The organism is Rhodanobacter sp. OK091, from assembly GCF_900142825.1.
Classification (GTDB): Bacteria; Pseudomonadota; Gammaproteobacteria; order Xanthomonadales; family Rhodanobacteraceae; genus Rhodanobacter.
In genome coordinates this window covers 491,459-513,361 of record NZ_FRCH01000002.1, presented here as the reverse complement: position 1 = coordinate 513,361, position 21,903 = coordinate 491,459, and the positions used below count along the sequence as shown (strand labels likewise).

Sequence of the window (21,903 nt, the reverse complement as noted above, 5' to 3'; positions counted from 1 at the left end):
GCCGCCGCTACAATGCGCGGATGACCAAACCCACCCCCTTTCCGATCGAAGTCAACGGCTCCTTGAAGCAACCGCTGGGCATGTCGCCCGCCCGGTTCCTGCGCGACTACTGGCAGAAACGACCGTTGCTGATCCGCCATGCCTTCCCCGATTTCCAGCCACCACTGCAGCCGGACGACCTGGCGGGCCTGGCCTGCGAGGAAGGCGCCCTGGCCCGGCTGATCGTGCATGACGAGAAACGCGATCGCTGGCACGTCAATTCCGGCCCGCTGAACGAAGCGGATTTCGCGAAAACACCCAGCACCAACTGGACCTTGCTGGTGCAGGACGTCGACAAATGGGATGCGGATGTCGCCGCACTGCTGCAGCACTTCGACTTTCTGCCCAGCTGGCGCGTGGATGACGTGATGGTCTCCTACGCCGAACCGGGCGGCGGCGTCGGTGCGCATGTCGATCAGTACGACGTCTTTCTGCTGCAAGGCCTGGGCCAGCGCCATTGGGCGATCAGCGATGACTTGATGGCGCCCAAGGAGTTTCGTCACGACGTCGAGCTGAAGCAGCTCGCCCAGTTCGAGCCGACCCACGAGTGGCTGCTGGAGCCCGGCGACATGCTGTACCTCCCGCCTGGCGTGCCGCACGATGGCGTCGCCTTCGGCGGCCCATGCATGACGTTCTCGATCGGCATGCGCGCGCCCTCGCAGGCCGAGCTGACCGGCGACCTGGCCGACCATATCGCGGAGCATCTGCCGGAAGAATTGCGCTATACCGACCCCGATCTGAAGCCGGCCAAGGCCGCCGGCGAGATCGACCGCGCTGCGATCGACCGCCTCAAGACCACGCTGCCGTTTGCCGCCGCGCTGAACGACGACATGCTGCGCGACTGGTTCGGCTGCTTCATTACCCGCTACCGCAACGCCCAGTTGCCGGCGCCGCCGGAAAAGCCGCTGAGCGATGCCGCACTGGCCAAGCAACTCGATGCCGGCGCGCAGCTGCTGCGCCACCCCTGGTCGCGACTGGCCTGGAGCCGCGGCAAATCCAGTTGCACACTGTATGCCAGCGGTCACGCTTATCCGGCCACGCCTGCTCTGGCGCAGCAGCTATGCGAACAGCGCGTGCTCAGCCTCGCGGGCAAACCATCCGCCGCCGAGCGTGCGTTGCTGCTGGCGCTGATCAATGATGGCCACCTTCTGCCGAGAAAATCCCGCCGCCGATGAAGCTGCAGAACTTCCACCTCGAGATCGCCGATTGGTCACGCGAAGACCAGCGTGCAGCCCTGCTCGATCTGCGCGGCATCGTGTTCATCCAGGAACAGGACGTGCCCGAGCAACGCGAACAGGACGGTCTCGATGTCGACTGCTGGCACGTGTTGGCGCGTGACGATGCCGGCCGGCCGATCGGCTGCGGCCGGCTCACTCCGGCGCACAAGATCGGCCGCATGGCGGTGCTGCAGGAGTGGCGTGGTCAAGGTGTCGGCGTAGCGCTGCTGCGCGAACTGATCGCGCGTGCCCGCGCGCAAGGCTGGCCTGACGTTGCGCTGGATGCCCAGGTCGATGCGATCGGTTTCTACGAACGCGAAGGTTTCATCGCGTATGGCGAGGAATTCGAGGATGCCGGGCTGGCGCATCGGTCCATGCGCCTGAGCTTGACTACGGCTGCCGATGAAGAACCCTCGCTGCGCGACATCGGTGCGCTGCCGGCCGGCTCGCGTAGCGAAACCGCCACGGCGCGACTGCAGCTGCTGGGCGAGACACGCCATCGGCTGTCCATCTACATGCCGCTGCTCGGCAACGACAGTTACGCCAGCGCGGAAGAACTGGCCGAGTTGCGGCGTATCGCGATCTCCGGCCGCGGCGCGCAGATCCGCATCCTGCTGCACGACCCCGCCGCGGCCTTGCGCAATGATCATCGCCTGGTCGCGCTGGCGCAGCGCCTGTCCAGCGCTATCCAGATCCGCATGCCGCTGGAAGAAGCCGACCTGGCCTACGTCTCGGCCTACCTGTTCAACGACACCGGCGGTTATCTGTTCCTGCCCGAGGCGGATCGCCCCCAAGGCCGCGCCGCTCTTCGCGATCGGGCGAGCCACGCCCCGCTGCAGCAGCATTTCGATGAAGTGTGGGAACGCGCCGAACGCGCCAGCATCCTGCAGACGCTGGGTATCTAGCCGACATATCGGTGTCGGATTCGGCTGAACACAAGCTGGCCCGGAGTTTTTCCCCGCCGATCGCCAGTAACCTCGACAACCACATGAAACTGCCGTCTGCGGCGAAAAATCGCCGGGCCATCGTCACGAATCCATGCCGGCAGCCCGTTTCCGGCGCCTTACGGGTTGTCGCGTCGCAGCAAGCAAAGGCTATAATTGTCCGGATTCTCTCCAGTCATCCGCTTGAAGGGTCTGTCGGGCTTGAATACCGACGGAAAACCGCGACTTCAAGGTCACACGGATGGCTGCAAGCATCCCTTCCCTGCCGGTGGTGACGTGAGTACAAACCTGATCCGCGAGTTCTTCGAATCTTCCCAACTCGCTGGCGGCAACGCCGATTACGTTGAATCGCTTTATGACGCCTGGCTGGCCGACGCCTCGTCGGTACCCGCCGAGTGGAACAAGTATTTTGAAACCTTCAAGGGCCGCGAGTCGGGAGACGTCTCCCATACCGCAGCCATTGCGCGTATCGAGGCCGCGCAGAAGCAGCGTCATGCGGGCAATGGCGCCGCCGCCGCGCCGGTCAGCGACGAGCACGCGCGCAAGCAGGCCGGCGTGCTGCGCCTGCTGACCGCTTATCGCTCGCGCGGCCATCTCGCCGCCGACCTCGATCCGCTCGGCCTCACCGAGAAAATGCCGGCGCCGGATCTGGGCCTTGCCTTCCACGGCCTCTCCGACGCCGACCTGGATACCGAATTCGACTGCGGCAACTACGCCGGCGGCGGTCAGCGCCTGAAACTGCGCGACTTTCTGAGCCGCCTGCAGAAGACCTATGCCAGCACGATCGGCACGGAATTCATGCACATCAGCAATCACGAGCAGCGCAACTGGATCTACAGCCGCCTCGAACAGGCCGCCGGCAAGAGCACACTGGACAAGGCCGGCAAGCAGCGCGTGCTGGATGGCCTCACCGCCGCTGAAGGTCTCGAGCGCTATCTGCACACGAAGTACGTGGGTCAGAAGCGCTTCTCGCTGGAAGGCGGCGACAGCATGATCCCGATGATCGATGACGTCGTGCGCGCCGCCGGCGACAACGGCATCAAAGAGCTGGTGATCGGCATGGCCCATCGCGGCCGCCTCAACGTGCTGGTCAACATCCTGGGCAAGCCGCCGAAGACCTTGTTCGACGAGTTCGAAGGCAAGTTCGAGCATCCGGACGACCCGGCCCATTCCGGTGACGTGAAGTACCACATGGGCTTCTCCGCCGACGTCAAGACGCCCAAGGGCGGCGTGCACGTGGCATTGGCGTTCAACCCGTCGCATCTGGAGATCGTCAATCCGGTGGTGACCGGCTCGGTGCACGCACGCCAGACCCGCCGCCGCGACACCTTGCACACGCAGTCGATGGCCGTGCTGATCCATGGCGACGCCGCATTCGCCGGCCAGGGCGTGAACATGGAACTGCTGAACATGTCGCAGGCCCGCGGCTTCAAGATCGGCGGCAGCCTGCACATCGTGATCAACAACCAGGTCGGCTTCACCACCTCCAATCCGCAAGACGCACGTTCCACCATGTATTGCACTGACCTCGCCAAGATGGTCAATGCGCCGGTACTGCACGTGAATGGCGACGACCCGGAAGCGGTGATCGCGGTGACCCGTCTCGCCTACGATTTCCGCAAGCAGTTCCGCCGCGACGTGGTGATCGACCTGGTCTGCTACCGCCGCCACGGCCACAACGAGGCCGACGAGCCGTCCGCCACCCAGCCGGTGATGTACCAGGTCATCCGCAAGCGCCCGACCGCGCGCGACCTGTACCAGCAGCAATTGGTGAAGGAAGGCGTGCTGGCCGAGGGCGACGCGCAGAAGCAGTTCGAGGCCTACCGCGACCGGCTTGAGGCCGGGGCACCGATGACCGAGCTCGACAACTCGCCGGTCCGCGACGGTCATGTCGACTGGGCGAAGTTCATCGGCGGCAAATTGTCGACGCCCACCGACACCAGCGTACCGAAGCAGAAGCTGCAGGAGCTTTCCAGCAAGATCCTCACCCTGCCCGCCGACATCGCGTTGCAGGCGCGCGTGGCGAAGATCTACGACGACCGCCGCAAGATGGCGACGGGTGAACTGCCGGCCGACTGGGGCTTCGCCGAGAACCTCGCCTACGCCACCTTGATCGATGCCGGCCACGACATGCGCCTGGTCGGCCAGGATTCCGGCCGCGGTACGTTCTTCCATCGCCATGCCGTGCTGCACGACCAGAAGGACGGTCATACCTACATGCCGCTGGCCACGATCCGTGGCGGCGCCGACGTGGAAGTGATCGACTCGCTGCTCAGCGAAGAAGCGGTGATGGCCTTCGAGTACGGCCACTCCACCACCGATCCGGACACGCTCAATATCTGGGAAGGCCAGTTCGGCGATTTCGCGAACGGCGCCCAGGTGGTCATCGACCAGTTCATCAGCTCCGGCGAAGCGAAGTGGAACCGCTTGTGCGGTCTCGTGCTGCTGCTGCCGCACGGGTACGAAGGCCAGGGTCCGGAGCACTCCTCCGCGCGCCTTGAGCGCTTCCTGCAGCTGTGCGCGTTCGACAACATGCAGGTCTGTGTGCCGACCACGCCGGCGCAGGATTTCCACATGATACGCCGACAGATGCTGCGCCCGGTGCGCAAGCCGCTGATCGTGATGACACCGAAGTCGCTGCTGCGCCACAAGCTGGCGGTGTCATCGCTGGACGAGCTGGCCAATGGCAGCTTCCAGCTGGTGATCGGCGAGCATCGCGAACTGCCGCCGAAAAAGGTCAAGCGCGTCGTGCTGTGCTCGGGCAAGGTCTACTACGACTTGCTGGAAGACGCCGAGAAGCGCGGGCTGAACGACGTGGCCGTCGTACGCGTCGAGCAGTTGTATCCGTTCCCACGCACCGAGGTCAGCGCCGAGCTGGACAAGTATCCTTCCGCGAAGGAAGTGATCTGGTGCCAGGAAGAGCCGATGAACCAGGGCGCCTGGTTCCAGATCCGCCACCACTTGCAGGCTTGCATCGGCAGCAAGCACAGCCTCTCCTACGCCGGACGCGCGCGCTCACCGGCACCGGCCGCAGGCCATCTCAACACCCATATCGCCGAACAGGCTGCACTCGTCGAGCAGGCGCTGGTTGCGCCAGTCGGCACTGACCACTCCGCGGAATAAAGGCCCAAGGATCAACGTATGTCCATCGAAGTCAAAGTCCCCGTTCTGCCCGAGTCCGTCTCCGACGCCACCATCGCCAGCTGGCACAAGAAGGCGGGCGACGCGGTCAAGCGCGACGAGAACCTGGTCGATCTCGAAACCGACAAGGTGGTGCTGGAAGTCCCCTCGCCGGTCGATGGCGTGCTGAAGGAAATCAAGCACCAGGTCGGCGACACGGTGAACAGCCAGCAAATCATCGCGATCATCGAGGAAGGCGCCGCTGCCGCCGCGCCGACGCCGACGGCGGAAGCCCCGAAAGCGGCTGCTGCCGCACCGGCCGCGGCGCCGAAAGCGTCAGCCAAGGGCGCCGACGACCTGTCCCCGGCCGGCTTGCGCGTGGCCACCGAAGAAAACATCGACCCGTCCAAGGTCGCCGGCACTGGCCGCGATGGCCGCGTGACCAAGGAAGATCTGGTCAACTACGGCAAGGGTGGCAGCGCCGCGCCGGCCCCGGCTGCAGCACCGTCACCGGCCGCGAAGCCGACCCCAGGCTCGCGTCCGGAAGAGCGCGTGCCGATGACACGCATGCGCTTGCGCATCGCCGAGCGCCTGATGCAGTCGAAGAACTCGATCGCCATGCTCACCTCGTTCAACGAAGTGAACCTGAGCGAAGTGACGAAGATGCGCAAGACGCTGGGCGAGGCGTTCCAGAAGGAACACGGCATCAAGCTCGGCTTCATGAGCTTCTTCGTCAAGGCAGCCGCCGAAGCGCTGAAGCGCTATCCGTTCGTCAACGCGTCGGTCGACGGCAACGACGTGATCTATCACGGCTACCAGGACATCTCGATCGCGGTGTCTACCGACAAGGGTCTGGTCACTCCCGTGCTGCGCGACGTGCAGGACATGGGCTTCGCCGACATCGAGAAAGGCATTGCCGACTACGCCAAGAAAGCACGCGACAACAAGCTGTCGCTGGACGACCTGCAAGGCGGCACGTTCACCATCACCAATGGCGGCACCTTCGGATCGTTGCTGTCCACCCCGATCGTCAATCCGCCGCAGAGCGCGATCCTCGGCATGCACACGATCAAGGAGCGCGCGATCGTCGAGAACGGCCAGATCATCGCCGCGCCGATGATGTACATCGCGCTGTCGTATGACCATCGCATCATCGACGGCAAGGACGCGGTGCTGTTCCTGGTCGACATCAAGAACCAGCTGGAGAATCCGCAGCGCATGCTGTTGGGCCTCTAAACGCCTGAAGCCCCTCTCCCACTGGGAGAGGGGTTGGGGTGAGGGTTCTGTAACACTACAACGCCTCGCTCCGCCCATACCCTCACCCGGCCTTTGGCCACCCTCTCCCGATGGGAAAGGGACAAAGCGAGAAATGCCATGAGCGACAAATTCGATGTCATCGTCATCGGCGGCGGCCCGGCCGGTTATCACGCCGCCATTCGCGCCGCGCAGCTGGGACTGAAGAGTGCCGTGGTCGACGCCTTCGTCGGCAAGGATGGCAAGGCTGCGCTGGGCGGCACCTGTCTCAACGTCGGCTGCATCCCGTCCAAGGCGCTGCTCGATTCATCCAAGCAGTTTTTCAACCTGTCGCACAATCTGCCTGCGCACGGTATCAGCGTGGAGAACGCCAAGGTCGACATGGCGACCTTCATCGGACGCAAGGACAAGATCGTCAAGCAGTTCACCGGTGGCGTCGATCAGCTGTTCAAGGCCAACAAGATCGTCAGCTTCTTCGGCAAGGGCAAACTCCTCAAGGGAAATGAGGTCGAGATCACCGGCAACGACGGAAAGAAGCAGACCATTTCCGCCACCAACGTGATCCTGGCTTCCGGTTCGGTGCCGATCGAACTGCCGTTCGCCAAGTTCGACGGCAAGAACATCATCGACAACGCCGGCGCGCTGGATATCAACGCGGTACCCAAGCGCCTTGGCGTGATCGGCGCCGGCGTGATCGGCCTCGAACTGGGCAGCGTCTGGAACCGGCTCGGCGCCCAGGTGACGATCCTCGAAGCGCTGCCCGATTTCCTCGGCACCGCCGACGCGGACATCGCCAAGGTCGCCCAGCGCGAATTCAAGAAACAAGGCCTGGAGATCAAGCTCGGCGCCAAGCTCAGCAAGGCCGAGGTGAAGAAAGACGGTGTCCATCTCACCTATTCCGACAAGGAAGGCGAGCAGACGCTGGTGGTCGACAAACTGCTGGTGGCCGTGGGCCGCCGCGCCTATACCGACGGCCTGCTGGCCGACGACACCGGCGTGAAGCTGGACGAACGCGGCCGCATCATCGTCGACGAGCATTGCCACACCGGCGTGGACGGTGTCTGGGCCGTCGGCGACGCCGTGCGCGGCCCGATGCTCGCCCATAAAGGTTTCGAGGAAGGCATGGCGGTGGCCGAGTGGATCGCGGGCAAGGCCGGCCACGTCAATTACGACACGATTCCGTGGGTGATCTACACCGAACCGGAAATCGCCTGGGCCGGCAAGACCGAGAAGGAATTGAAAGACGCCGGCATCCCGTACAAGGTCGGCAGCTTTCCGTTCGCCGCGATCGGCCGCGCCGTCGCGATGAACGAAGCCATCGGCCAGGTGAAGATGCTCGCTCACGCCGAAACCGATCGCATCCTCGGCGTGCACATGGTCGGCCCGGGCGTTTCCGAGCTGATCGCCGAATGCGTCGTCGCCATGGAGTTCAAGGGCTCGTCCGAAGATCTGGCGCGCATCGTCCATGCGCACCCGACCCTGTCCGAGGCCGTGCACGAAGCGGCACTGGCGGTCGACAAGCGCGCGATCCACAAGGGCAACTGAGCGCAGGATCCGCTCATCCCGGTCAGCCCATGGATGGGCGTCGATCCGGGATCCAGCGCCTCCGCTCGACGACGGCCCGCTCGTGGCGACATGGGCGGGCCGTCGTTTTTGAGGAGTGAGTGTTGCTTTTGAGGAGTGAGTGAAGAGGAGTGAGAAAAGAGAGAAAGCAAAACCCCGCTTCGCCTGTCTCTTTTCGCACCTTATCGCCCACACAGCGCCTCGATCACTCCAGCTGCCTCGTACCGCCCTCTCTCTTTTCTCACTCCTCTTCACTCACTCCTCGCCCTATGACCCAACCCACCTCGCTCTGCGTCTACTGCGGCTCCAGCCCCGGCACCCATCCCGACTACGCCGCACAAGCCCGTGCATTCGGCGCTGAAATGGCGCGTCGCGGCATCGCCCTGGTCTACGGCGGCGGCAAGGTCGGCCTGATGGGCACGGTGGCCGATGCCGTGCTGGCCGGCGGTGGCAAGGTGATCGGCGTGATTCCGCGCCAGCTGGTGGATCTCGAAGTGGCGCACCCGGGGCTCAGCGAGTTGCAGGTGGTCGATACCATGCACCAGCGCAAGACGCGCATGTATGAACTGTCCGATGCGTTCGTCGCCCTGCCTGGTGGCTTCGGCACGATGGACGAAATGTTCGAGATGCTGACCTGGGCGCAACTCGGCCTGCATCGCTATCCGTGTGCATTCCTCGATGTACGCGGCTATTACGGCGGCCTGCGCACGATGATGGATCACATGGTGGGCGAAGGCTTCGTGCGGCCCGGCCAGCGCGACAGCGTCTGGTTTGGCGATTCGATGGACACGCTGTTCGACTGGATGGCCAGCTATGACGGCGGCCACGCATCCCGCGTGATCGGCCCGTCCAGCATCAAGGCCTGAAAACCGGAGATCCGAGATGACCATGTTCCGCGCGTTCCGCATCCACAACGATGAAGCCGGCTACCGCGCCGGCATCGAAGCCATGAGCACCGATGCGCTGTCGCCCGGCGAGGTACTGGTCAAGACGGCGTATTCGTCGGTCAACTACAAGGACGCCCTGGCCGGCACCGGCAAAGGCCGGATCCTGCGCACGTATCCGCTCAACGGCGGCATCGACGTGGCAGGCCACGTGATCGCTTCGACCGATCCCGCGTTCAAGGAAGGAGACGCCGTGCTGTGCACCGGCAGCGGCCTGTCCGAAACACGCGATGGCGGCTACAGCGAATACGCGCGCCTCGACGCGCGCTGGACGATCCCGCTGCCGGCGGGGCTCAGCCTGCGCGAAAGCATGATTCTCGGTACCGCCGGCTTCACTGCTGCATTGGCGCTGCTGCGCATGCAGGACAACCGGCAGACGCCGTCACTCGGTCCCATCGCAGTGACCGGCGCCAGCGGCGGGGTTGGCCAATTGGCTATCGACATCTTCAGCCGCGCTGGCTACGAAGTGCACGCGATCAGCGGCAAGACGGATCATTTCGACGTGCTGCGCGAACTCGGTGCCAGCGAATGCATCGATCGTCACCAGCTTGTCTTCAGCGGCAAGCCGATGGATTCGGCGCGCTTCGGCGGCGCATTGGACAACGTCGGCGGCAGCATGCTGAGCGGCCTGCTGCCGCTGATCAGCCCGTACGGCAACGTGGCGATCTGCGGCAACGCCGGCGGCGTCGCATTCGACAGCACGGTGATGCCGTTCATCATTCGCGGCGCCAGCTTGCTCGGCATCGCCTCGGCCGGCACCGCCCGCGACATCCGCGACAGCGTATGGCAGCACCTGGCCAGCGACTGGAAACCGCGGCATCTCGAACGCATCGCCACGCGTGAAGTCACGCTCGACGGACTGCCCGGGATATTTGCGTCTATGCTTGCGGGCGACTCATCGGGTCGCACGCTCGTGCGTATCGACAACACGGTTTGACGAAAGCATGGTTTGACGAAACCGCGCTTGGAGGTACCATCACCACAGCATTAGAATCAACGAAACCCGCTGGGGAATATCACCATATGGCACGTATCCTGATCGTCGACGATTCCCCGTCCCAGTTGCTGGGTATCAAACGGATCGTCGAAAAACTCGGGCATGAGACCCTTTCCGCCGAAGATGGTGCCGCCGGCGTCGAAGTGGCCAAGCTGGAAAAGCCCGATTTGATCCTGATGGACGTGGTGATGCCCAACCTCAACGGCTTCCAGGCGACGCGCACGATCAGCAAGAATGCCGACACCGCGCATATCCCGATCATCCTGGTGACCACCAAGGATCAGGAAACCGACAAGGTCTGGGGCATGCGCCAGGGTGCCAAAGCCTATGTGACCAAGCCGATCAAGGAAGAGGAACTGATCAAGGCGCTGAACGAGTTCCTGCCGCACTGATCATCCAGCGACTCATCCGATTCATGAAAAAACGGCGCCTACAGGCGCCGTTTTTTCATTGGCAGCCCATCCGCTTACTGGCGCGGGTTGTAGTCTTTGAAATGCTCGTGCAGCGCCGCGTAAGCCGCGCGTTGTTCGTCATTGTCGGCCACCGGCGTGCGGATCGACAGTTCCACCAGCTGATCGCCCGGATGCGTACCCGGCATGCCCCGTCCTTTCAGGCGCAGCTTGCGCCCCGACTGCGAACCGGCCGGTATGCGCAGGTCGACCGTACCGGCCAGGGTCGGCACCGGTACGCTGGCGCCCAGCGCCGCTTCCCACGGCGCGATCGGCAGGACATGCACCACGTTGCGGCCATCCAGGCGGAAGCGTGCATCGTCGTGGATGCCTACTTCCAGCAGCAGGTCGCCATTCGGGCCGCCGGCCATGCCGCTCTGGCCCTGTCCGGACAAGCGGATCACCTGCCCCGGCTGGATGCCGGCAGGAATCTTCACTTCCAGCACACGCTCGCCACCGGCCGGATCATGCATGGCCAGACGCGTGCGGCCGCCGTCGAACGCGGTCTGCAGGTCGATCCGCACCGACGCCTGCACGTCCTGGCCACGCCGCGGCCGCGGCTGGCCACGATGACCGCCGGCCGCGCCACGGCCGAACAGGCTTTCGAAGAAATCGCTGAAGTCGCCGTCGCCGCCGTCGCCAAAGCCCTGGCTCTGCCCCTGCCAGCCCGGCGGTGGACGGAACTGCTCACCCTGCCGATAGCCACCGGCACGCAGCTGGTCGTAGGAGCGCCGCTTCTCAGCGTCCTTGAGCACCTCGTTCGCTTCGTTGACCGCCTTGAATTTCTCCTCGGCGCCGGTTTCCTTGTTCTTGTCCGGGTGGTATTTGCGCGCCAGCTTGCGATACGCCGCCTTGATCTCGGCTTCGCTGGCATCCGGCTTCACACCCAGGATCTCGTAATAGTCTTTGAATTCCACGCAAGCTCCTGATCACCGGTATCGCACAGCACAAAGCCGCGATCCGCCGTGAATCATTATCCACGGCGGATGGGGCTTTGATACAGCGTTGCGGTTACCCGGCAGTATTGATGGTGATGCGCCGCGGGGTAGTTTCCGGCTTTTTCGGGATCGAGATCTCGAGCACGCCGTACTTGCCGTGCGCGCTGATGCCGTCGGCATCGGCACTTTCCGGTAACGCGAAGCGGCGATGGAAGGTCCCGTAAACCCTCTCCTGCCGAGTCAACTTGCCCGCGTTTTCCTCGCTGTCGACCTTGCGCTCGCCTTTGATGGTGAGGATGCTCTTGTCCATGCTCACCTCGATCGTGGCCGGGTCGACGCCCGGCACATCGACGAGAATCATGAAACGCTTGGCTTCCTCTCGGATATCCACCCGCGGCGCCCACTGACTGGTTTCGACGGTGGATTGGTCGTTGTCATCGGCGCTGAAAAAGCGTCCCACAGCCCGGCGGAAATCCTCGGACGGCCCCAGATCATGGCCCCAGATGGAATGACGACTCGGATTCATGTCGCTGCCTCCTCAATAGTCTCGCGGCACCATTGCCGGCTGCACCGAAAAATAGGTGCTGCCGGAAAGGTTTCAAGGCAGCAGCGCCACAGACGGTTTAGCATGGCGTGCTGCCATTCCTTCTCCTCCCGCAAGCGAGTTCTGCATGAGCCTCCAGCCCGGCGACACCCTTCCTGACATTTCCATCAAGATCATCGACGGCGAGATCCAGCCCGCACAGACCGGCGCGCTGTTTGCCGGTCGCAAGGCAGTGCTGTTCGGCGTGCCCGGCGCATTCACGCCGACCTGTTCGAACCGGCATCTCCCCGGCTACGTCAAATATTTTTCCGAGTTCCAGGCGCGCGGCATCAGCGTGATGTGCCTGTCGGTCAACGACGCCTACGTGATGCAGGCCTGGGCCGCCTCGCAACACGTTCCCCCGGGCCTGTTGCTGCTGGCCGACGGCAACGCCAGCTTCACCCTCGCGCTGGGACTGGAGCTGGACGGCACCGCATTCGGCATGGGCCTGCGTACGCGCCGTTTTGCGCTATACGCGGAAGACGGCGTGGTGCGCCTGCTGCAGGTCGAAGCGCCGGGTGAGCTGCGTGTTTCCAGCGCGGAGGCGATGCTGGCGGCGATCGGGCAATGACATGCAAGCTTGGCTGGTGCTCGCCCTGTTCCTTGTTGCCGACCAACATGATCCGGCGACAGTGGTCGCGACGACAGCACCCACCGAAATTGACACCAACGCCACCTCGCATTGAATGCGAATACAGATGTTGGATGCAAGCAACGTCCCAACAAAAAACCCCGGCAGCGCCGGGGTTTTTTGTTCAAAACAACATCAATCTCATTCTTCCGTGGCTGTAGGCTCGATCGCGGCTGAGCCTCCATCATCGGTCGGTGCCTGGACATCAACGACCACGCCTTCCTCGCCATTGTCCTCTTCTGCATCCAGCCGCATCACGCTGACCAGTGTCTCGTCGGCCGGCAGACGGATCAAGGTGACTCCCTGGGTATTGCGGCCCAGCTGCGAGACTTCCGCCACACGGGTACGCACCAGCGTGCCCTGGTTGGAGATCAGCATCAGCTCGTGCGCCTCGGTAACCTGCACGGCGGCGACCAGCGCGCCGTTGCGTTCGGAGCACTGGATGCCGATCACGCCCTGGGTGCCGCGGCCCTTCTTGGTGAACTCGGCCAGCTGGGTGCGCTTGCCGTAGCCGCGTTCCGTCGCGGTGAGGATGTCGCCTTCAGCCGCCACGATCAGCGAGACCACCTGGGCATCCTTGGCCAGCCGCATGCCGCGAACGCCGGTAGCGGTGCGGCCCATCGAGCGCACGGTGTTCTCGTCGAAACGATTCACCTTGCCGTTGGAAGCGAACAGCAGCACGTCGCTGTTGCCGTCGGTGAGCTCGACATTGACCAGCGCATCGCCCTCGTTGAGCTTGATCGCGAGCTTGCCCTTCTGCAGCTGGAACGCGAATTCCGTCAGCGGGGTTTTCTTCACCGTGCCCTGCTTCGTGGCGAAAAACACGAAGCGGTCATCGGTGTACTCGCGTACCGGCAACACCGCCTGCACCTTCTCGCCCTCGCCCAGCGGCAGCAGGTTGATGATCGGCTTGCCGCGGGCACCCGGACCCGCCTCGGGCATCTGATAGACCTTGAGCCAGTAGACGCGGCCGGTGCTGGTGAAGGTCAGCAAGGTGTCGTGCGTGTTGACCACCCACAACTGCTCGACAACGTCCTCTTCCTTCAATGCCGACGCCGAACGGCCCTTGCCGCCACGCTTCTGCGCGCGATAGAGGCTGGCCGGCTGGCGCTTGATGTAACCGGTATGCGACAGCGTAACCACCACGTCTTCCGGCGCGATCAGGTCGAGGACGTTGAGGTCTTCCTGCGAATGCTGGATCTCGGTGCGGCGGGCATCGCCGAATTCGGCCTTGACCGCTTCCAGTTCGCCGCGAATCACCTCGAGCAGGCGCTCGGGGTTTTCCAGGATCTCGATCAGGCCGCGGATGGTTTCCAGGATCTGCTTGTATTCGTCGGAAAGCTTTTCCTGCTCCAGCCCGGTCAGGCGGTGCAGACGCATCGCCAGGATTTCCAGCGCCTGTGCCTCGGACAACTGGTAGCCATCCTCCTTCAGGCCATCGCGCGGATCCATCTCTTCCGGACGCGACGCATGCGCGCCGGTGGCCGAGAGCAGCGCGCGCACCATGCCGGCTTCCCAGCGCCGGGCGACGATGCGCTCGCGCGCTTCGGCCGGCGACGACGAAGTCTTGATCAGTTCGATCATCTCGTCGATGTTGGCCAGTGCGACGGTCAGGCCTTCGAGGATGTGCGCACGTGCGCGCGCCTTGCGCAGTTCGAAGATCGTGCGGCGGGTGACCACTTCGCGGCGATGGCGGATGAACGCTTCGAGGATGTCCTTGAGGTTCAGCAGTTTCGGCTGGCCATCGAGCAGCGCCACCATGTTGATGCCGAACGTCACCTGCAGCTGGGTCTGCTGGAACAGGTTGTTCAGCACCACGTCGCCCATCGCATCCTTGCGGATCTCGATGACGACGCGCATGCCGTCCTTGTCGGACTCGTCGCGCAGCTCGCTGATGCCTTCGAGCTTCTTTTCCTTGACCAGCTCGGCGACCTTCTCGATCAGCCGCGCCTTGTTCACCTGGTACGGCAGCTCGTGGATGATGATCGTCTCGCGGCCATTCGCCTCGGTCTCGATCTCCGCCCTTGCGCGGACCAGGATGCGGCCGCGACCCGTGCGGTATGCCTCGATGATGCCGGAGGATCCATTGATGATGCCGTAGGTCGGGAAATCCGGCCCAGGGATGTGCTGCATCAGATCGTCGATGCCTAGCGACGGATCGTCGATCAAGGCCATCGTCGCCGCAATCACCTCATTGAGATTGTGCGGCGGAATGTTGGTGGCCATGCCGACGGCGATACCGGCCGAGCCGTTGACCAGCAGGTTCGGCACGCGTGCCGGCAACACCAGCGGCTCGTGTTCGCTCTCGTCGTAGTTCGGGCCGAAGTCGACGGTTTCCTTGTCGATGTCGGCCAGCAGCTCATGCGTGAGCCGCGACATGCGCACTTCGGTGTAACGCATCGCGGCGGCGTTGTCGCCATCGACCGAGCCGAAGTTGCCCTGGCCATCGACCAGCAGATAGCGCAGCGAAAACGGCTGCGCCATGCGAACGATCGCGTCGTATACCGACTGATCGCCATGCGGATGGTACTTACCGATCACGTCACCGACCACGCGGGCCGACTTCTTGTACGGTTTGTTCCAGACATTGCCCAGTTCATTCATCGCAAACAGCACACGACGATGCACCGGTTTCAGACCGTCGCGGACATCCGGGAGGGCGCGTCCCACGATCACGCTCATGGCGTAATCGAGGTAGCTCTGGCGCATCTCGTCTTCGATGTTGACGCGAATGATTTCTTTGGCGAGTTCTGCCATGAATCGGCTTCCTTGATAACGAAAAAAGGACGCTGGCGCCGCGCCTCCAGCGCATGCGCAAGCGACCCGAAATCAACCTGTGGAGTGTAGCACGAACGCCATCAAAACGACAGGATTTAGTTGTTATTAATCAATCGTTTATGACGTTGTTTTGGGGCGCCTGAAAAGCATTCCGCGGACTGTCTAAAAATTGACCAGCGCGGCGACCGCCGAACCTGCGGCGGTGGCCTGAAAAATGCGAAGGTGAACCCGTGTGCAGACGCCGTCATCGGTCTCGATGCGACACCTTCACCACCCGAACATCGCCTGCATCGCGAGGCTGTTCGGCCGCTCGATCACGCCGCGCTCGGTCACGATGGCGTCGATCAGTTCGGCCGGCGCCACGTCGAATACCGGATTCCACGCCTGCGCGCCCTCGACCACGGTGCGTTTCCCGGCCGTGCTGAGCAGCTCGGCCGGATCGCGCAGTTCGATCTCGATTTCCTCACCGGTACCGGTGGCCATGTCCACCGTCGAGGAGGGCGCCACCACCATGAATTTCACGCCGTGGTATTTCGCAGCGATCGCCAACTGATAGGTACCGATCTTGTTCGCGGTATCGCCATTCGCGGCGATCCGGTCGGCACCCACGATCACCCATTGCACGGCGCCCGATTTCATCAGGTGCGCAGCGGCGGAGTCGGCAATCAGCTGCGCTGGAATGCCATCGCGCACCAGCTCCCACATGGTCAGTCGCGCACCTTGCTGCCATGGCCGGGTTTCGCCGGCGTAGACCCGATCGATCCGTCCCGCGGCCACACCCGCACGGATCACACCCAGCGCCGTACCGTAACCGGCGGTGGCCAGCGAACCGGTGTTGCAATGGGTCAGCACACCCGAGCCGGGAGTAATCAGCGAAGCGCCGAGCTCGCCCATGTGCCGGTTCGCAGCCAGATCCTCGTCCTGGATCGCCTGCGCCTCGCGCACCAGGGCTTCGGCATCGGCACCCGCAGCGATGCGTTTTTTCATCCGGTCCAGCGCCCACATCAAGTTGACTGCGGTGGGCCGTGCAGCACGCAATGTGGCCAGCACTTCGTCGAGTGGCTCGCCTTGTTTCGCGGCCAGTGCCACGCCCCACGCGGCGGCGATGCCAATCGCCGGCGCACCGCGTACGGCCAGATCCTTGATCGCCTGCGTGACGTGGCTGGCGTCGGCACAGTTGATCCAGCGTTCCTCGCCCGGAAGCAGGCGCTGATCGAGCAGCCGCAGATGTTCGTCCTGCCATTGCACGGCACGGATGCGGTCGTAACGGTCGTAATTCATGGGCTTGTTTGCTACTCGGTCGAACGGATGTCACTTGCTGGATGCCGCCTGATCAAGGCTGAAACCGCCATGGGCTGCTTACGGCGACTCGGGCATCACCAGCCACAGGATCAGGTAGATGAGAATGCCCGATCCACCCAGCAGGGTCAGCACGATCCAGGCAACCCGCACCAGGGTCGGGTCCCAGCCATAATATTCGGCAATCCCTCCGCAGATACCGGCGAGTTTTCTGTCATTGCGCGAGCGGTATAAACGCTTCTCCATATCGACGACCTCTGCCTCTGCGGGGAAGGCGTCAGTTTCGCGCACTCAGCCATTGATGGATAGCCGGGGGCACCTCGCGCTGCGCGCGGCCGGACACGTAGATGCCGATATGGCCACCCTTGAACGCCAGCTGGGTGTAATCGGTGGTGCCGACGTGCTTGCCCAGCGCGCGCGATGCATCCGGCGGCACCAGATGATCCTGCTCGGCGAAGATGTTCAGCACGGGCTGCGTCACCATGCCGAGATCCACCGGCTTGCCGCCGATCTCGAGCGTGCCCTTGACCAGCTTGTTGCCCTGGTAGAAATCCTTGATGAACTGGCGAAACGCCTCGCCGGCCTGATCCGGCGAATCGAAGATCCAGCGCTCCATGCGCAGGAAGTTCTCCAGCTCGGTCGGGTTGTCGAGAATGTCGACCATGCCGATGTACTTCTGCTGATTCAGCCGCACCGGCTTCAGCGTGAGGTAGACGTAGTTCATCAGCCCAGCGGGGATATTGCCCATGGTGTCGACGAACAAATCCACGTCCATGCTGCGGCACCAGTGCGACAGCATGTTGTCCGGCGTGTGGAAATCTACCGGGGTGACCATGGTGATCAGATTCTTCACCTTGTCCGGGTGCAGCGCGGTGTAGCACAGCGAGAACGCGCCACCCTGGCAGATGCCTAGCAGGTTGATCGCATCGAGATCGTGGCGTTGACGCACCGCGTCGACGCAACGATCGAGATAACCGTTGATGTAATCGTCCAGGGTCAACCAGCGATCGGCGCCGTCGGGATAACCCCAGTCGATCAGGTAGACGTCCTCACCCTGCTCCAGCAGATTGCGCACCATCGAGCGGTCGGCTTGCAGGTCCGTCATCCACACCGTGTTGACCAGCGCGTACACGATCAGCAGCGGTGTTTTCGCCGTCGTCTTGCCGTGGCCGGTGAAATGCCACACCTTCAGCTTGTCTTCGCTGTAGACCAGCTCGCGCGGCGTGTTCGCGTATTCGGGCTCGCGCATGCCGCGCAGATGGCCCATGCCCGCGGCGAGCTTGCGCTGGAACGTGGCGATATCGCCCAGGGCCTTGGTCGGGTCGATGCGCAATGGCGTGTACATGGCGACGTCTCCTTACTTGCGCTTGCGCGAACTGATGCGGGATTTTGATGCGGCGTCTGGCTTGGCCTTGCTGGCTGCCGCCGTACGCGCCGCCTTTGCAGGGGCCTTCGAAATGGACTTCTTTACCGCCGAAGTCGACGGTCTGGCCGGCGTGGCCTTCTTCGCAACGGGCGCCGCTCCTGCGCGATCGGCAACCTGACGTTTCAGCGCGGCCAGTTCGCGGCGCAGCGCCGTGATCTCATCGGCGTGATCCGCGGATGCCGGCGTCTGGCTGGCGCGAAACTCGCGGCGCAGGGCCTGCAGCCGTTCGCCGAGACTGGACACCTCGGTGCGCGTCGGCACGCCGAGCTGCTGGCACATTTGCTCGGTCTGCTGTTGCTGCATCTGCCGCACGCGCATCTGCGTGTTGACCATCTCGCCATAGGCTTCGCGGAACTCGTCCGACATCGCGACCTCGGCATAAGCCTCTTCGGCCGAATCCACCCATAAGTCGTACAACGCCTTCAGCGAATCGATCTGGCGGCCCGGTTCGGCATGCTCGGCCAGCTTGTCCTGCAAGCGTTGCATGCCCTGCTGACTGGCGCGCTGAATCAGCGCCTGATAGCGCGCGGACGCCTGCAACGAGGCCAGCACTGCGGCGCTCATGGCCTGCTGCTGCATCTGCTGCTCGCGGTTCAATCCGAACGCCGGGATCGGTCCCTGTGCGCCCGGCAGATCACCGAAACCACTGTGCTGCGCGGCCTGCAGCCACGACTGCCATTGCCTGGAAAAACCTTCGGCACCGGCACTGTCGATGCCACCGAACGCCTGCGCAAACGGCTGGCCGGCACCGCCGAACAGCTGCTGCAATTGCTGACGCCAATCGACCGGCTGAGCTGCGGCACCGCTGGCGGCAGCGCCCTGCATCCAGTCGAAATAGCCCTTCAGGCCGGCCAGCGTACGTTCCAGCGTGTCGTTACCGGAAGCCGGTGCTGGCAGCGGCGTGAAAAACGGATTGACCGTGGGCTGGGGCTGCTGCTGTTGCAGCTGGCGTGTCCAGGCGTCCCAGGACTGCTGCGCCAGGGTTTGATAGTCCCTGATGAAATCGTTCGCCGGGTCGGCCATCGGTGCGTCCTCATGCATGGTTCCTAGCATCCTAGCAAAAACGTGTTGCACAAAATCATCGGCGCCAGAACGCACAAGGCCCGGCGTGAGCCGGGCCTTGTGCGATCGCTTTACCGATCGCTTACCTATCGCTTTGTTGTTACCGGAGACTCAGGCGGTGGCGCCGCTGGCGCGCTCGTCTTCCGTCACGGCTTTCATCGACAGGCGGATGCGGCCCTGCTTGTCGACTTCCAGCACCTTGACCTTGACGATGTCGCCTTCCTTGAGCTTGTCGGAAACTTTCTCGACACGCTCGTCGGAGATCTGCGACACGTGCACCAGACCATCCTTGCCCGGCATGATCGTGACGAATGCACCGAAGTCCATCAGCTTGGCGACCTTGCCCTCGTAGATGCGGCCCGGCTCGACGTCGGAAACGATCTGTTCGATGCGCTTCCTGGCCGCTTCGCCCGCTTCGCGATTAACCGAGCCGACGATGATGGTGCCGTCGTCGCTGATGTCGATCGTGGTGCCGGTCTCTTCGGTGATCGAACGGATGGTCGCGCCACCCTTGCCGATCACTTCGCGGATCTTGTCCGGGTGGATCTTGATGGTGATCAGGCGCGGGGCGTACTCGCTCATTTCCGAGCGGGCCGTGGTGAGCGCCTTGGCCATTTCGCCGAGGATGTGCAGACGACCGCGCTTGGCCTGCTCCAGCGCAACCTTCATGATCTCTTCGGTGATGCCGTCGATCTTGATGTCCATCTGCAATGCGGAGATGCCCTCAGCGCTGCCGGCCACCTTGAAGTCCATGTCGCCGAGGTGATCTTCGTCGCCCAGGATGTCGGAGAGCACGACAAAGTCGCCGCCTTCCTTGACCAGGCCCATCGCGATACCGGCCACCGGCGCCTTCAGCGGCACGCCGGCATCCATCATCGCCAGCGAGGAACCGCAGACCGAAGCCATCGACGAGGAACCGTTGGACTCGGTGATTTCCGAGACCACGCGTACCACGTACGGGAACTCCTCGATCGTGGGCTTGACCGCCTGCACGCCGCGCTTGGCGAGACGGCCGTGGCCGATTTCGCGACGCTTCGGCGCACCGAAGCGACCGGCCTCGCCCACCGAGAACGGCGGGAAGTTGTAATGGAACAGGAACGGATCCTTCGACTCGCCGCTCGGCGCATCGATGATCTGCGCATCACGCGTGGTGCCCAGCGTGACGACGACCAGTGCCTGCGTCTCGCCGCGGGTGAACAGCGCCGAACCGTGGGTGCGCGGCAGTACGCCGACACGGGCGGTGATCGCGCGCACGTCGTCGAGCTGACGCCCGTCGATACGCACCTTGGTCTTCAGCACGCTGTCGCGCATGGTGTGGTATTCGAGCTCGCCGAATTCCTTGGCCAGCTCGGCCGACGCCCAGCCGTTCGCTTCGGCCTGCGCTTTCAGCTCACCCAGCACGTCAGCCTTGATCGCGGAAATCGCGTCGCGGCGCTGCAGCTTGTCGCGCACCTGGAACGCTTCTTCCAGCTTGCTGCCGACCGCACCCTTGATGGCGGCGACCAACGATTCGTTGCGGGCCGGCGCCTGCCAGTCCCACGACGGCTTGGCGGCTTCGGCAGCCAGCTCGGCGATCGCACGGATCGCAGTCTGCATCTGCTGATGACCGAACATCACCGCGCCGAGCATCACATCCTCGGACAGCAGCTGGGCTTCGGATTCCACCATCAGCACCGCACCCGCAGTGCCGGCAACGACCAGGTCCAGCGCCGAGGTTTTCAGCTCGGTAGTCGTCGGGTTCAGCAGGTACTGACCGTTGGCGTAGCCGACGCGGGCAGCACCGATCGGACCCTTGAACGGGATACCGGCCAGCGACAGCGCGGCGGACGCACCGAGCAGCGCGACGATGTCGCCGTCAACTTCGGGGTTGAGCGAGACGACCTGCGCGATGACCTGCACTTCGTTCTTGAAGTCTTCCGGGAACAGCGGACGCACCGGACGATCGATCAGACGCGAGGTCAGCGTCTCCTTTTCGGTCGGACGGCCTTCGCGCTTGAAGAAGCCGCCCGGGATGCGGCCGGCGGAGTAGAACTTTTCGACGTAGTCGACGGTGAGCGGGAAGAAATCCTGCCCTTCCTTCTGCTTGGTCGCAGCTACCGCGGTGACCAGCACCACCGTGCCGCCCATGCTGGCCATGACCGCGCCCGACGCCTGGCGGGCAATTTCGCCCGTCTCCAGCGTGACTTCGTGACTACCGTACTGGAATGACTTGGTTACTTTTGCCACTTTGTTCTACTCCTCGTCCGGTGAATTAACGGCGCAGGCCGAGGCGTTCGATCAGGGTCTGGTAGCGCGCAAGATCGCGATCCTTCAGATAGCTGAGCAGGCGCTTGCGCTGGTTGACCAGCTTCAGCAGGCCACGGCGGGAATGGTGATCCTGCTTGTGTTCCTTGAAGTGGCCGGTGAGGTGGTCGATGCGGGCGGACAGGAGTGCCACCTGGACTTCGGTCGATCCGGTGTCGTTCGGCACGCGGCCGAAATCAGCAATGATCTTGCCGGTCTGTTCTGCGGTAAGAGACATGGGTATACGTTTCCTTGAAAGGCGATGCGAAGCTTGCGCTTGCGTCATCGCGATGACGCAAGCGCAAGCTTCGCCTAGATGAATGAAAGCGTTGAAATAACTTGTCTATTCTACTGATGGGAGTGGTGTTACAACAAG

At 63.4% G+C, this 21,903-nt stretch carries 18 protein-coding genes; 9 read left to right on the top strand and 9 right to left on the bottom strand.

Features of this window, described 5'->3' with window-relative positions; translation table 11 throughout:
* Positions 1–20: 20 nt before the first annotated feature.
* The 8 genes from BUA26_RS11880 to BUA26_RS11845 all read left to right on the top strand — a co-directional run bounded on the left by BUA26_RS11880 (position 21) and on the right by BUA26_RS11845 (position 10,470).
* Complete coding sequence (locus tag BUA26_RS11880; protein ID WP_072760966.1) at positions 21–1,214, top strand: cupin domain-containing protein; 1,194 nt, start codon at positions 21–23, stop codon at positions 1,212–1,214.
* Positions 1,211–2,161 (top strand): GNAT family N-acetyltransferase, encoded by a 951-nt coding sequence (locus BUA26_RS11875; protein WP_072760965.1) that lies wholly within the window; start codon positions 1,211–1,213, stop codon positions 2,159–2,161. Before BUA26_RS11880 ends, BUA26_RS11875 begins: the two co-directional genes overlap by 4 nt.
* A gap of 315 nt (positions 2,162–2,476) precedes the next feature.
* Positions 2,477–5,323, top strand: coding sequence for a 2-oxoglutarate dehydrogenase E1 component (locus BUA26_RS11870; protein ID WP_072760964.1), 2,847 nt, complete (start codon positions 2,477–2,479; stop codon positions 5,321–5,323).
* Between the two features lie 18 nt (positions 5,324–5,341).
* Entirely contained in the window at positions 5,342–6,556 is a 1,215-nt protein-coding gene (gene odhB / locus BUA26_RS11865) for a 2-oxoglutarate dehydrogenase complex dihydrolipoyllysine-residue succinyltransferase (RefSeq protein ID WP_072760963.1), read from the top strand.
* A gap of 138 nt (positions 6,557–6,694) precedes the next feature.
* Positions 6,695–8,119, top strand: coding sequence for a dihydrolipoyl dehydrogenase (gene lpdA, locus BUA26_RS11860; RefSeq protein ID WP_072760962.1), 1,425 nt, complete (start codon positions 6,695–6,697; stop codon positions 8,117–8,119).
* 287 nt (positions 8,120–8,406) lie between these two features.
* The gene (locus tag BUA26_RS11855) at positions 8,407–9,003 is read left to right on the top strand and encodes an LOG family protein (RefSeq protein WP_072760961.1); all 597 of its coding nucleotides are present in this window, start codon (positions 8,407–8,409) and stop codon (positions 9,001–9,003) included.
* Between the two features lie 16 nt (positions 9,004–9,019).
* Entirely contained in the window at positions 9,020–10,018 is a 999-nt protein-coding gene (locus BUA26_RS11850) for a YhdH/YhfP family quinone oxidoreductase (protein ID WP_072760960.1), read from the top strand.
* Between the two features lie 86 nt (positions 10,019–10,104).
* Positions 10,105–10,470 (top strand): response regulator, encoded by a 366-nt coding sequence (locus tag BUA26_RS11845; protein ID WP_072760959.1) that lies wholly within the window; start codon positions 10,105–10,107, stop codon positions 10,468–10,470.
* A gap of 74 nt (positions 10,471–10,544) precedes the next feature.
* Here BUA26_RS11845 and BUA26_RS11840 read toward each other — a convergent pair whose 3' ends face one another.
* Together BUA26_RS11840 and BUA26_RS11835 are read right to left on the bottom strand one after the other, a co-directional pair.
* Positions 10,545–11,444 carry a DnaJ C-terminal domain-containing protein gene (locus BUA26_RS11840; RefSeq protein WP_072760958.1) on the bottom strand — a complete coding sequence of 300 codons (900 nt, stop codon included), beginning with the start codon at positions 11,442–11,444 and terminating at the stop codon, positions 10,545–10,547.
* A gap of 94 nt (positions 11,445–11,538) precedes the next feature.
* The gene (locus tag BUA26_RS11835) at positions 11,539–11,991 is read right to left on the bottom strand and encodes an Hsp20/alpha crystallin family protein (RefSeq protein WP_072760957.1); all 453 of its coding nucleotides are present in this window, start codon (positions 11,989–11,991) and stop codon (positions 11,539–11,541) included.
* A gap of 145 nt (positions 11,992–12,136) precedes the next feature.
* Between BUA26_RS11835 and BUA26_RS11830 the strand changes: the two genes are divergently transcribed.
* Entirely contained in the window at positions 12,137–12,619 is a 483-nt protein-coding gene (locus tag BUA26_RS11830; RefSeq protein WP_072760954.1) for a peroxiredoxin, read from the top strand.
* A gap of 201 nt (positions 12,620–12,820) precedes the next feature.
* Here the strand turns inward: BUA26_RS11830 and gyrA are convergent, their stop codons facing one another.
* The 7 genes from gyrA to rpsO all read right to left on the bottom strand — a co-directional run bounded on the left by gyrA (position 12,821) and on the right by rpsO (position 21,765).
* A complete protein-coding gene (gene gyrA / locus BUA26_RS11825; RefSeq protein ID WP_072760952.1) occupies positions 12,821–15,436 on the bottom strand; it encodes a DNA gyrase subunit A in 2,616 nt (871 codons plus the stop codon).
* Positions 15,437–15,724: 288 nt separating this feature from the next.
* Complete coding sequence (mtnA, locus tag BUA26_RS11820; protein ID WP_072760950.1) at positions 15,725–16,738, bottom strand: S-methyl-5-thioribose-1-phosphate isomerase; 1,014 nt, start codon at positions 16,736–16,738, stop codon at positions 15,725–15,727.
* Positions 16,739–16,816: 78 nt separating this feature from the next.
* Positions 16,817–17,002: a PspC domain-containing protein gene (locus BUA26_RS11815; RefSeq protein WP_072760948.1), complete on the bottom strand. Its 186-nt coding sequence runs from the start codon at positions 17,000–17,002 to the stop codon at positions 16,817–16,819.
* Between the two features lie 31 nt (positions 17,003–17,033).
* Positions 17,034–18,101 carry a class III poly(R)-hydroxyalkanoic acid synthase subunit PhaC gene (locus BUA26_RS11810; RefSeq protein WP_072760946.1) on the bottom strand — a complete coding sequence of 356 codons (1,068 nt, stop codon included), beginning with the start codon at positions 18,099–18,101 and terminating at the stop codon, positions 17,034–17,036.
* Positions 18,102–18,113: 12 nt separating this feature from the next.
* Positions 18,114–19,223 (bottom strand): poly(R)-hydroxyalkanoic acid synthase subunit PhaE, encoded by a 1,110-nt coding sequence (locus BUA26_RS11805; RefSeq protein ID WP_255368295.1) that lies wholly within the window; start codon positions 19,221–19,223, stop codon positions 18,114–18,116.
* Positions 19,224–19,355: 132 nt separating this feature from the next.
* Positions 19,356–21,470 carry a polyribonucleotide nucleotidyltransferase gene (pnp, locus tag BUA26_RS11800; protein WP_072760942.1) on the bottom strand — a complete coding sequence of 705 codons (2,115 nt, stop codon included), beginning with the start codon at positions 21,468–21,470 and terminating at the stop codon, positions 19,356–19,358.
* Between the two features lie 25 nt (positions 21,471–21,495).
* A complete protein-coding gene (rpsO, locus tag BUA26_RS11795; protein WP_007513234.1) occupies positions 21,496–21,765 on the bottom strand; it encodes a 30S ribosomal protein S15 in 270 nt (89 codons plus the stop codon).
* Between the last annotated feature and the right edge of the window lie 138 nt (positions 21,766–21,903).